This is a genomic window from Streptomyces diastatochromogenes, assembly GCF_002242805.1.
Taxonomy (GTDB): domain Bacteria; phylum Actinomycetota; class Actinomycetes; order Streptomycetales; family Streptomycetaceae; genus Streptomyces; species Streptomyces diastatochromogenes.
The window spans coordinates 53,739-65,244 of the sequence record NZ_MCGQ01000034.1 but is presented as its reverse complement, the minus strand read 5'-3'; the positions used below and the strand labels follow the sequence as shown (position 1 = coordinate 65,244).

Below are 11,506 nucleotides of genomic sequence, written 5' to 3'. Positions count from 1 at the left end.
GTGAAGGCATGACTTTGCTCGCCCATGACCGTTACTGCGACGAAATCGCCCTTCAGGTAGGGCAGTTGAGGGCCGTGCTGACCTCCGGCACGGACCTCGCCACCACCGTGCCGACCTGCCCGGACTGGTCGCTGGAGGACCTCGTACGCCATATGGGTGGCGCCCTGCGCTGGGTGGACACCCTGGTGCGCAGCCGGGCACAGGAGAACATCCCGCAGGAGCAGATCCCGCTCGCTGCGGGACCCGAGGAGCGGGGTGACGCGGCGGCCCTGGACAAGTGGCTGGCGGAGACCGGCGAGCTGGTCGTGGCGGCGCTGCGCGAGGCCGGGCCCGACACCACGGTCTGGGCCTGGGCCGGGATCCTCGACTCCGGCTTCTGGGCCCGGCGCATGACGCACGAGATCACCGTGCACCGCGCCGACGCCGCGCTCACGGCCGGGCTGCTCTACGAGGTCGCGCCCGACATCGCCGCCGACGCCCTGGACGAGTGGCTGCAGCTCGTGGAGTGGGTGCAGCGGAACGCGGCGCTCCCGGCGGCCGGGGAGCTGCGCGGAGACGGTCGCAGCATCCACCTGCACGCCACGGACACCGCCCCGGCCCTGAACGCCGAGTGGCTCGTCGAGCTGGGCGAGGAGGGCGTCAGTTGGCGCCGGGGCCACGAGAAGGCCACGGTCGCCCTGCGCGGCCCGCTCACCCCGGTGATGCTCGCCTTCTTCCGGCGGCTGCCGCTGGACACCCCCGGCCTGGAGGTGCTGGGCGAGCGCGAGGTGCTGGAGTTCTGGCTGGAGCGGACCAGCTTCGGCTGACGGCCGAAGGCCGAGTGCCGAGTGCTGAACGCCGAGTGCTGAACGCCGAACACGACCGCGGCCCGTCCCCCGGGGATACGGGGACGGGCCGCGGCGATGTGCGAAGTGAGGCGTCAGCGGCTGCTGTTCGCCCCACGGCGGCGCATGCCGAAGTAGACCGCGCCACCGCCGGCGACGACGAGGGCGCCCGCGACACCGGCGATCAGACCGGTGTTGGAGTTGGCACCGGTCTCGGCGAGGTTGCCGTCACCGGCAGCCGGGGACGGCGCGTTGCTCGGCGTGGTCGCCGGGGCGGAGCTGCTCTCGGAGGCCGACGGAGTCGGGGTGGAGGTGGACGCCGACGGCTTCGGCGTCGGGGTGGCCGGGGGAGTCGGAGTCTGGGACTCCTCCTTCTTGCAGGCCGTCGACGGGGTCACCAGGTCGGGCTTGACGTCCTCGTCGACCAGGTTGCCGGCCTTGACGTGGACGCGGTAGGTGGCGTTGGGCTTCCAGTCCTCCTGGAAGGTCACCGTGGTGCCCTGGGCGGAGCCCTTGACGTCCTGCGGCTCACCGACCTGCTTCTCGACGCCTGCGGCGTTCTTCGAGAAGACGGTGATGGTGGCCGGGGTGCCGGAGCCGTCCTTGTCGGTGACGACGATGACGCCCTTGTTGCCGTCGCACTGGGCTTCGGCGGAGAACTCAGTGATGTTGCAGGCGAGCGCCTGGCCGGCGACACCGAGGGCCAGTGCGGCGGAGGCGGAGGCGACACCCAGGACGCGCACGGAACGGCGTGCGCTGCGGCGGGTTATGGACAACGTTTGTCCTTTACAGAGTGCAGAACTGCGGGGGGCTGAGAGGGGAGATGGGGCGACGGATGAGGTGAAGCCCCAGCACCCCCAAGAGGCTCACAGGTTTATAAGCGCTCCATAAGGAGTGTCAATGCATATGCCCACGACGGCGGTTGGCTTTGCCTGCTTATTAACCACCGAGACGTTTCAACGCCTCCGGAGCCTGGTCGATCCGGTCAACGAGGGCGATACGGGACTCCATCGACCGCCCCCGGGCCAGCGACCGCAGCAGCGGCCAGGTCGGCAGTTCCCGCGTCCAGTGCTCCTCGTTCACCAGCACCATGGGCGTGGGCTCGCCCCGCGACTCGTAGTAGTTCGGCGTCGCGTTGTCGAAGATCTCCTGTACGGTGCCGGCGGCGCCCGGCAGGAACACCACCCCGGCGGTGGAGCGGGCCAGTAGGCCGTCCTCACGGGTGGCGTTGGCGAAGTACTTGGCTATGTGCGCGGCGAAGGCGTTCGGCGGCTCGTGGCCGTAGAACCAGGTGGGGATGCCCACCGACTCCGCACCTCCCGGCCAGCGTTCGCGCACCTCGAAGGCCGCCCGCGCCCAGTCGGTGACGGACGGCCGGAACGAGGGCGCCTTGGCGAGGAGTTGGAGCGCGTCCTCCAGCATGCCGTCGGCGAAGGGGGCGGCGTACGCGCCGAGGTTCGCCGCCTCCATCGCGCCGGGTCCGCCGCCGGTGGCGACCGTGAACCCGGCGCGCGTCAGCTCCCGGCCCAGCCGGGCGGCTCCCGCGTACTCGGCCGTGCCCCGCGCCATCGCGTGACCGCCCATGACGCCCACCACCCGGGCGCCGACGAGGAGTTCGTCCAGGGCGTCGGAGACCGCGTCGTCGTGGATGGCGCGCAGCATCGAGGCGTAGATGTCACCGTCGGCCTTGGTGCGCTGGAACCAGGCGTACGCCTGCGCGTCCGGTGTCGCCTCGTAGCCCTCCTCCAGCGACTCGAACAACTCGTCGGGTGTGTAGACGAATCCGCGGTACGGGTCGAAGGGGAGCCCCGGAACCGGCGGGAACACCAGGGCGCCGGACGACCGGACGCGGGCGGCTGCCTCGGGGTCCATCGGGCAGCCGAGGAAGACGGCGCCGGTGGTGTCGAGGCCGAGCAGTGCCTCCGTACGGCCCGTCAGATCGACGGCTTGGACACGGAACTGGGCCAGTGACCCGTGCGCGGCGACGACCTCGTCGAACTCGGCGAGTGACTCGATCTCGCGGTCGCGGGCGGCCGGGTGTGGCTGGGCGGGTGTCGGTTGCACCCGCCCATGCTAGGCACGGATGTTCGGTCCGGGAGGGGTCAGCCCTGAACCGCCGCCGGGTCCATCCACATGACCTCCCAGGTGTGGCCGTCGAGGTCGTCGAAGGCACGTCCGTACATGAAGCCGTGGTCCTGCGTCTCGCCGCTGGGCTTCCCGCCCGCCGCGATCGCCTTGTCCACCAGCTCGTCGACCTTCTCGCGGCTCTCGGCGCTCAGACACACCAGCACCTCGCTGGACGCCGTCGAGTCGACGATCTCCTTCTTCGTGAAGGTGGCGTAGTGCTGCTTGCTGAGCAGCATCGCGATGATCGTGTCGCTGATCACGACGCAGACGCAGTCGTCGCTGCTGAACTGGGGGTTGATCGTGTAGCCGAGTGCGGTGAAGAACTTCTTGGACGCCTCGACGTCGGCAGTGGCCAGGTTCACGAAGATCATCTGCTGGTACATGGGGTCTCTCCCTCGGGTCCGTGCGCTTGCTGCGGTTCGCTGGGGTAGACGCCGGGTCGTCGCGGAACTCATCGGCGGCCGGAGATTTTTCTCGGGAGATTTCCCGGGAGGGTTTTCTCGTACGGTGCTCAGTGGGCCATCGGCAGGGCCGCCAGGTTGGCGATCACCAGCGTGAGCGGGCCGAACACGGCGAGCAGGGCGGCGGCGCGGAGGGCGGCGGCACTGCGCAGCATCGAGCCGGGGGCGCCGAGGCGCAGCAGGGCGGCGGTGGTGTCGGCGCGGCACTGGCGGGCCTCGGTGGCCGCCGTCAGCAGGGTCGCCACCGTGCTGCCGGTGACCACGAGCGCGCCGAGGGTGGTCAGCGGGCCGAAGGTGGGGGTGGGACCGTCGTACAGGGCGGTCATGGCGTAGGTGGCGGACGCCACCGCGCACACCACCCCGAGGGGGCGGCCGATCCGGGTGGCCTCGCCCATCAGGACCCGGCCGGCGAGCAGCCTGAGGGCGCCCGGACGGACGGCCTGGAGAAGGCGCCCGCACAGATGGGTGAGGCCGGGGGAGGCGAGGACGAGCCCGAGGGCGGTCAGGACCCAGCCGACCAGCACGGTGAAGGCCTCGACGGGGAGGTCGGTGAGGTCGGGGGCGGGAGTGGTACGGCCGGCGTAGGCCTGCACGGCGAGTCCCGCGGCGATCGTGGCGATGCCCCAGGGGAGGCCGACGGGGGCTTCGCGGGGCGGCGGGAGGTGGGTGGGGGTGTCGGCCTGGTCGGCGTCCTGTTCCGGCGCCTCGGGGTTGGTGAGCCGGGGGTTGGTGGTGCTGGGGTTGGTGAGCCGGGGGCCGGTGATCCCGGGGCCGGTGATCCCGGGGCCGGTGGCCCGGGAGTCGATGACCCCGGAGCCGGTGACCCGAGAAGCGATGCCCCTGGAGCCGGCGCCCACGGAGCCGGCGTCCCCGGAGTCGGTGACCCGGGGATCGGTGACCTCGGGCGGAGGCTCCGGCGTGGTCCCCTTCCTCCCCGCCGCCGTACGCCACCGCGCCCCGAACCTCCCGTACGCCCCGAACGTCTCCCGCTGTGCCGAGTGGCCGTACGCGCCGAAGCGGCCGAAGGCGCGGGTGGCCTTGGCGGGTGGGCGGGGGTCCCTGGGGCGGAGGGCGAAGGCCACCGTCGTCGAGGCGATCACCGGGACCAGGGTCAGCAGGGTCAGGGCCGCCGGCAGCGGGAGGGGCTGGTCCGCGGCCAGGAACTGGGCCGCCGCCCCGTCGAAGGGCATGCCCGTCAGGTCGCCGCGCAGGTGCAGGAAGACCAGCAGCGCCAGCATCGAGCCCAGGGTGGCGGACAGCGCCGTCGTCAGGGCCGAGATCGCCATCAGGCGGGCCGGGCCCAGGCCCACCGCCGACAGGCCCGGGCGGGGTCGGGTGCCGGGGTCCGTGCGCGCCACCGCGAGCGCGAAGTACACCGTTGCGGCGAGCGGAACCAGGCACCAGGCCAGCCGCAGCACGGCCGCGCCCGGGGTCTGCGGGTGGCCCAGCGCGTAGCCCAGGGCGCCGAGCAGGAGGAAGCCGGTGCCCCCCGAGGCGGCGGCCACCAGCAGACGGCGCAGCTGGACGGCGGGCCGGGCCGCGCGGGTCAGACGGAGAGCGAGCACGCGGCCCGGCCCTCCGTCTCCGGGCTCTCCGGCAGATGCACGGTCTTCACGCGCCGCCCGTCCAGCAGGGAGACCGCACGGTCGGCGAGGGCCGCGGTCTCGGAGTCGTGCGTGGCCAGCACGACGGTGATGCCGTGCGAGCGGGCCGCCGTGGTGAGCGTGCGCAGCACATGGGCGCGGTCGGCGCGGTGCAGCGGGGCCGTCGGCTCGTCCGCGAAGAGGATCGTGGGCCCGGGGGCGAGCGCGCGGGCGATGCACACGCGCTGGCGTTCCGCCTGCCGCAGCTCGTGCGGGCGTCTGCGGGCCCGGTCGCCGACGTCCAGCCGCTCCAGCCACTCCAGCGCGGCCACCTTGGCCCGGCGGCGGCTGGTGCCGCGCAGCATCAGCGGGAGGGCGGCGTTCTCCCAGACGTTCAGCTCCGGTACGAGCACGGGGGCCGGGTCGATCCAGCAGAAGCGGTCGCGGCGCAGCCGCTCACGGGCCATCGGCCCCAGCGTGTGCATGGGCGCGCTGTTGAACCAGACCTCGCCCTGCTGGGCCTTGACCAGACCGGACAGACACCTGAGGAGCGTGGTCTTGCCGCTGCCGCGCGGGCCGCTGACGGCGAGGATCTCGCTCTGCCGCACCTCGAGCGAGACACCGGCCAGGCCGGGCGAGCCGTCGCGGTGCGTGAAGTGCAGGGAGCGTGCCCACATCACGTCGTTGTCCGGCGGGGCCTCCATGGGCGTACACCTCGGTTCTGATCCGTTGTTCCCGTGCTCCATCCCCCGTCCGGGGGAACGAAGGCTGGGCCGATCGGTCACTGGAACGCTAGGCAGCCGGTACCGGGAGGCCGGACAGCACACGGCCCCGGGCCGCCGTTCTCACTCGAACGGACGGCACCGGGGCCGGTATTGATCATCCAGTCGGATGATCAGAGCTTGGTCCACGCCTCCGTGAGGGTGGCCCGCAGGATCTGCTCGATCTCGTCGAAGGTCTCCTGGTTGGAGATCAGCGGCGGGGCGAGCTGGATGACCGGGTCACCGCGGTCGTCGGCACGGCAGTACAGGCCGTTCTCGAACAGGGCCTTGGAGAGGAAGCCGTACAGGACGCGCTCGGTCTCCTCCTCGTTGAAGGACTCCTTGGTGTTCTTGTCCTTCACCAGCTCGATGCCGTAGAAGAAGCCGTTGCCGCGGACGTCGCCGACGATCGGCAGGTCGTGCAGCTTCTGCAGGGTCTGCAGGAAGGCGCCCTCGTTGTCGAGCACGTGCTGGTTGATGCCCTCGCGCTCGAACAGGTCGAGGTTGGCGAGACCCACCGCGGCCGACACGGGGTGGCCGCCGAAGGTGTAGCCGTGCAGGAAGGTGTTGTCGCCCTTGTAGAACGGCTCGGCGATCTTGTCGGAGACGATGCAGGCGCCGATCGGGGAGTAGCCCGAGGTCATGCCCTTGGCGCAGGTGATCATGTCCGGGACGTAGCCGAACTTGTCGCAGGCGAACATCGTGCCCAGGCGGCCGAAGGCGCAGATGACCTCGTCCGACACGAGCAGCACGTCGTACTTGTCGCAGATCTCGCGCACCCGCTGGAAGTAGCCGGGCGGGGGCGGGAAGCAGCCGCCGGCGTTCTGCACGGGCTCCAGGAAGACCGCGGCGACGGTGTCCGGGCCCTCGAAGAGGATCTCCTGCTCGATCTGGTCGGCGGCCCAGCGGCCGAAGGCCTCCGGGTCGTCACCGAAGAGCGGGGCGCGGTAGATGTTGGTGTTCGGCACCTTGTGCGCGCCCGGCACCAGCGGCTCGAAGGGGGCCTTCAGGCCCGGCAGGCCGGTGATGGACAGGGCGCCCTGCGGGGTGCCGTGGTAGGCGACCGCACGCGAGATGACCTTGTACTTGGTCGGCTTGCCCTGCAGCTTGAAGTACTGCTTGGCGAGCTTCCAGGCGGTCTCGACGGCCTCGCCGCCGCCGGTGGTGAAGAAGACCTTGTTCAGGTCGCCCGGGGCGTAGTCGGCCAGGCGCTCGGCCAGCTCGACGGCCTTGGGGTGGGCGTAGGACCACACCGGGAAGAAGGCCAGCTCCTGGGCCTGCTTGAAGGCGGTCTCGGCGAGTTCCGTGCGGCCGTGACCGGCCTGGACCACGAACAGACCCGCGAGACCGTCGAGGTAGCGCCTGCCCTTGTCGTCGTAGATGTAGGTGCCCTCGCCCCGGACGATGGTCGGGACGGGGGAGTTCTCGTACGAGGACATGCGGGTGAAGTGCATCCACAAGTGGTCGTACGCGCTGCGGCTGAGGTCCTTCTCGGTCACGGTTATCGGGTTCCCCACATGTAGGTCTGCTTCTTCAGCTTCAGGTAGACGAAGCTTTCGGTGGAGCGCACGCCGGGCAGTGCCCGGATGCGTTTGTTGATGACGTCCAGCAGGTGGTCGTCGTCCTCGCACACGATCTCGGCGAGGATGTCGAACGAGCCCGCGGTCATCACCACGTACTCGACTTCCGACATGCCGGTCAGCACATCCGCGATCGACTCGACATCGCCCTCGACGTTGATCCCGACCATCGCCTGCCTGCGGAAGCCCACGGTGAGCGGGTCCGTGACGGCGACGATCTGCATCACGCCCTGGTCCAGCAGCTTCTGGACGCGCTGGCGCACGGCCGCTTCGGAGAGGCCCACGGCCTTGCCGATCGCGGCGTACGGCCTACGACCGTCCTCCTGGAGCTGCTGAATGATGGCGAGGGAGACGGCATCCAGCGTTGGGGTGCCGTTCCTGGACTCGCGGGACGAGTCCCTCTGGTCTGCGCTTCGACTGGCCACGACCTCACTGTGCACGACGTCTCGACAGTTTCGCAAGGCCCGATCAATGAAATTCGTTGTTTTCGAGTCCAAGACTTGCGGATTTCGCAGAACTGGTGGCGACGGGGGTGTTGAAAACGTGGGTCTGCCGATTAGGGTGGGTGTCTCAGTGATTGGACAGCCGCACAGGCTGGACGAGCTGCACAGCTTGAACCCTCGAACCAGATCAGGAGGCCGGCAGTGAGCACCGAGCTGCGTCGTCTGCGCAACTACATCGACGGTGAGTTCCGGGACGCCGCCGACGGACGGACCACCGAGGTGGTCAACCCCGCGACGGGCGAGGCGTACGCCACCGCTCCGCTGTCCGGACAGGCGGACGTGGACGCCGCGATGGCGGCCGCCGCCGCGGCCTTCCCGGCCTGGCGCGACACGACCCCCGGCGAGCGGCAGAAGGCCCTCCTGAAGATCGCGGACGCGTTCGAGGAGCGCGCCGAGGAGCTGATCGCGGCCGAGGTGGAGAACACGGGCAAGCCGACCGGGCTGACCCGCTCCGAGGAGATCCCGCCGATGGTCGACCAGATCCGCTTCTTCGCGGGTGCGGCCCGGCTGCTGGAGGGCCGCTCGGCCGGCGAGTACATGGACGGGATGACCTCGATCATCCGCCGCGAGCCGGTCGGCGTCTGCGCGCAGGTCGCGCCGTGGAACTACCCGATGATGATGGCCGTGTGGAAGTTCGCCCCGGCCATCGCCGCGGGCAACACGGTCGTCCTCAAGCCCTCGGACACCACCCCCGCCTCGACCGTCCTGATCGCCGACATCATCGGCTCGATCCTGCCCAAGGGCGTTTTCAACGTCATCTGCGGCGACCGTGAAACCGGCCGCGCGATGGTCGAGCACGACACCCCGGCGATGGCCTCCATCACCGGCTCCGTACGCGCCGGCATGTCCGTCGCCGAGTCCGCCTCCAAGGACCTCAAGCGGGTCCACCTGGAGCTGGGCGGCAAGGCCCCGGTCGTCGTCTTCGAGGACACCGACATCGCCAAGGCCGTCGAGGACATCTCCGTGGCGGGCTTCTTCAATGCCGGCCAGGACTGTACGGCCGCGACCCGCGTCCTCGTCCAGGAGTCCATCCACGACGAGTTCGTCGCGGCGCTCGCCAAGGCGGCCGCCGAGACCAAGACCGGCCAGCCGGACGACGAGGACGTCCTCTTCGGCCCGCTGAACAACCCCAACCAGCTCAAGCAGGTCTCCGGCTTCATCGAGCGCCTGCCCGCGCACGCCAAGGTCGAGGCGGGCGGCCACCAGGTCGGCGAGAAGGGCTACTTCTACGCCCCGACCGTCGTCTCCGGTCTGAAGCAGGACGACGAGATCATCCAGAACGAGGTCTTCGGCCCGGTCATCACCGTCCAGTCCTTCAGCGACGAGGACCAGGCCGTCCAGTGGGCCAACGGCGTCGAGTTCGCCCTCGCCTCCTCGGTGTGGACCAAGGACCACGGCCGCGCGATGCGCATGTCCAAGAAGCTCGACTTCGGCTGCGTGTGGATCAACACCCACATCCCGCTGGTCGCCGAGATGCCCCACGGCGGCTTCAAGAAGTCCGGCTACGGCAAGGACCTGTCGGCGTACGGTTTCGAGGACTACACGCGGATCAAGCATGTGATGACGTCTCTCGACAGCTGATCGACAAGGTGTCGGGTCCCACCCGGTGGGCTCGACGCACCGTCGATTGTTCAGGTGTGGGGCACCACGGCATCCTGCCGTGGTGCCCCAGACTTCTTCGCGCCACCCCATGTTGCCCCGCCGTTCCGCGCTGTCCCGCCGCTCCCTGCTGACCGCGCTCGGCGGCACCGCCGCACTCGGTGCGCTGGCCGGCTGCGGGGTGCCCGCCGCCTACGTCGAGCCCGGCGACCGTGCCGTGACCGACGTGTCCGCCACCGACAAGAAGCTGACCTGGGCGAACTGGCCGCTGTACATCGACACCGATGACGACAACCCCAACAAGCGGCCCACTCTCGAGGCCTTCGAGAAGCGCACCGGCATCTCCGTCGACTACGTCGAGGAGATCAACGACAACGACGAGTTCTTCGGCAAGATCAGCCCCGCGCTGATGAACCACCAGTCGACCGGACGCGACCTGATCGTCATCAGCGACTGGATGTGCGCGCGGTTCGTCCGCCTGGGCTGGGTGCAGCGGATGGACCGCGCCCACCAGCCCAACGTGGCGAAGTACCTGGACCCGCTCCTGCGCTCACCGGCCTTCGACCCGGGCCGCAGGTGCACGGTGCCGTGGCAGTCCGGCATCACCGGCATCGCCTACAACCGCCGCAAGCTCGGCCGCGAGATACGCCACGTCTCCGACCTCTGGGCGAGCGACCTCAAGGGCCGCGTGACCCTGCTCTCCGGCCTGGACGAGTCGTTCGCGCTGCTGATGCAGGGCAACGGCGTGGACATCACCCAGTGGACGGCGGCCGACTTCCACCGGGTCTGCGACCAGGTCGAGCGCGAGGTCCACCGGGGCCAGATACGCCGCTTCACGGGCAACGACTACACCAAGGACCTGGTCAGCGGCGACGTCCTCGCCTGCCAGGCCTACTCGGGCGACGTCATCCAGCTCCAGGCGGACAACCCCGACATCCGCTTCGTCGTCCCCGAGGAGGGCGCCGAACTGTGGTCGGACTCCCTGATGATCCCCAACCGGGCCCGCCACAAGACCAACGCCGAGCGGCTGATCGACTACTACTACGACCCCGAGGTCGCCGCGGAACTCGCCGCCTGGGTCAACTACGTCTGCCCGGTCCCGGCGGCCAGGGAGGTCCTGGCAGCCTCCAAGGACAAGGACACCGCGGCCCTGGCCGACAACCCCTTGATCTTCCCGGACACCACCATGCGCAAGCGGCTGGCCATCGCCCGGGACATCACCTCCACGGAGCGGGTGGAGTTCGCGAAGCGGTGGAACAAGATCGTGGGGTTGTAGGGTCCGGGAACTTCGCCGCAGTCGCGCCGCCCCTCAACCCCGTTCACCCTGCTGCTCCAACTGCGAGGCCAGGACCGCTGCCTGGACCCTGCGTTGTACGCCCAGCTTGGCCAGTAGGCCGGAGATGTGGTTCTTGACGGTTTTCTCGGACAGGTGCAACTCGGTGCCGATCTCGCGGTTGGTCAGATCGTCGCCGATCAGGGTGAGGATGTCCCGTTCGCGGGGGGGGGGGGGACAGGCTTGCCAGTTCGGGCGGGAGTGCGGCGGGGCCGGCGCGCAGGGAGCGCATGAGGCGGGCGGTGGTCGCGGGGTCCAGCATCGACTGGCCCGAGGCGACCGTGCGGACGGCCGAGACCGGGTCGGAGCCCTTGATCTGCTTCAGGACATACCCGGACGCCCCGGCGATGATCGCGTCGAGCGGGGCGTCCTCGTCGTCGAAGGAGGTCAGCATCAGGCAGGCCAGCTCCGGCATCCGGCTGCGCAGCTCCCGGCAGACCGAGATGCCGTCCCCGTCGGGCAGGCGGACGTCGAGCACGGCGACGTGCGGGCGCAGTGCGGGGCCGCGGGTGAGGGCGTGCTCGGCGGTGTCCGCGTCGCCGACCACGCGGATGTCCGGTTCGGCGTCGAGCAGGTCGGCGAGGCCGCGTCGTACGACCTCGTGGTCGTCCAGCAGGAACACCCGGATCGGGTGCCGCTCGGTGAAGGTGTGTGCCTCGGTCATGGCGGCCCCTCGTTCCCCGGCCGGGACAGCCTGAGGGCCGTCCTCAAGGCAGCCGATCATCATCCGCAGGT

10 protein-coding genes and 1 pseudogene are annotated in these 11,506 nt (G+C 70.2%); 3 read left to right on the top strand and 8 right to left on the bottom strand.

The window, feature by feature from the left end; translation table 11 throughout:
* Positions 1-8: 8 nt before the first annotated feature.
* Positions 9-806 (top strand): maleylpyruvate isomerase family mycothiol-dependent enzyme, encoded by a 798-nt coding sequence (locus tag BEK98_RS33340; RefSeq protein ID WP_094220476.1) that lies wholly within the window; start codon positions 9-11, stop codon positions 804-806.
* A gap of 113 nt (positions 807-919) precedes the next feature.
* Here the strand turns inward: BEK98_RS33340 and BEK98_RS33335 are convergent, their stop codons facing one another.
* The 7 genes from BEK98_RS33335 to BEK98_RS33305 all read right to left on the bottom strand — a co-directional run bounded on the left by BEK98_RS33335 (position 920) and on the right by BEK98_RS33305 (position 7,776).
* Positions 920-1,600 carry an LAETG motif-containing sortase-dependent surface protein gene (locus BEK98_RS33335; protein ID WP_244202097.1) on the bottom strand — a complete coding sequence of 227 codons (681 nt, stop codon included), beginning with the start codon at positions 1,598-1,600 and terminating at the stop codon, positions 920-922.
* A gap of 163 nt (positions 1,601-1,763) precedes the next feature.
* The gene (locus BEK98_RS33330; RefSeq protein ID WP_094220474.1) at positions 1,764-2,888 is read right to left on the bottom strand and encodes an LOG family protein; all 1,125 of its coding nucleotides are present in this window, start codon (positions 2,886-2,888) and stop codon (positions 1,764-1,766) included.
* A gap of 38 nt (positions 2,889-2,926) precedes the next feature.
* Positions 2,927-3,334 carry a VOC family protein gene (locus BEK98_RS33325; RefSeq protein WP_094220473.1) on the bottom strand — a complete coding sequence of 136 codons (408 nt, stop codon included), beginning with the start codon at positions 3,332-3,334 and terminating at the stop codon, positions 2,927-2,929.
* A gap of 128 nt (positions 3,335-3,462) precedes the next feature.
* Entirely contained in the window at positions 3,463-4,977 is a 1,515-nt protein-coding gene (locus tag BEK98_RS33320; RefSeq protein ID WP_094220472.1) for a hypothetical protein, read from the bottom strand.
* Positions 4,959-5,699, bottom strand: a complete 741-nt coding sequence (locus BEK98_RS33315; protein ID WP_094220471.1) for an ABC transporter ATP-binding protein — start codon at positions 5,697-5,699, stop codon at positions 4,959-4,961. Before BEK98_RS33315 ends, BEK98_RS33320 begins: the two co-directional genes overlap by 19 nt.
* Before the next feature lie 191 nt (positions 5,700-5,890).
* Positions 5,891-7,273, bottom strand: coding sequence for an aspartate aminotransferase family protein (locus BEK98_RS33310; RefSeq protein ID WP_167444312.1), 1,383 nt, complete (start codon positions 7,271-7,273; stop codon positions 5,891-5,893).
* Positions 7,258-7,776: an Lrp/AsnC family transcriptional regulator gene (locus BEK98_RS33305; RefSeq protein WP_094220469.1), complete on the bottom strand. Its 519-nt coding sequence runs from the start codon at positions 7,774-7,776 to the stop codon at positions 7,258-7,260. The genes BEK98_RS33310 and BEK98_RS33305 overlap by 16 nt, the downstream gene beginning before the upstream one ends.
* A gap of 204 nt (positions 7,777-7,980) precedes the next feature.
* Here BEK98_RS33305 and BEK98_RS33300 point away from each other — a divergent pair, with 204 nt between their 5' ends.
* Together BEK98_RS33300 and BEK98_RS33295 are read left to right on the top strand one after the other, a co-directional pair.
* Positions 7,981-9,420, top strand: a complete 1,440-nt coding sequence (locus BEK98_RS33300) for a gamma-aminobutyraldehyde dehydrogenase (protein WP_094220468.1) — start codon at positions 7,981-7,983, stop codon at positions 9,418-9,420.
* Positions 9,421-9,529: 109 nt separating this feature from the next.
* Positions 9,530-10,714, top strand: a complete 1,185-nt coding sequence (locus BEK98_RS33295) for a polyamine ABC transporter substrate-binding protein (RefSeq protein WP_094220467.1) — start codon at positions 9,530-9,532, stop codon at positions 10,712-10,714.
* A 33-nt stretch (positions 10,715-10,747) separates the two neighbouring features.
* On the opposite strand, the pseudogene BEK98_RS33290 reads toward BEK98_RS33295, so the two are convergent.
* Positions 10,748-11,435 (bottom strand): annotated as a pseudogene (locus BEK98_RS33290) (response regulator).
* Between the last annotated feature and the right edge of the window lie 71 nt (positions 11,436-11,506).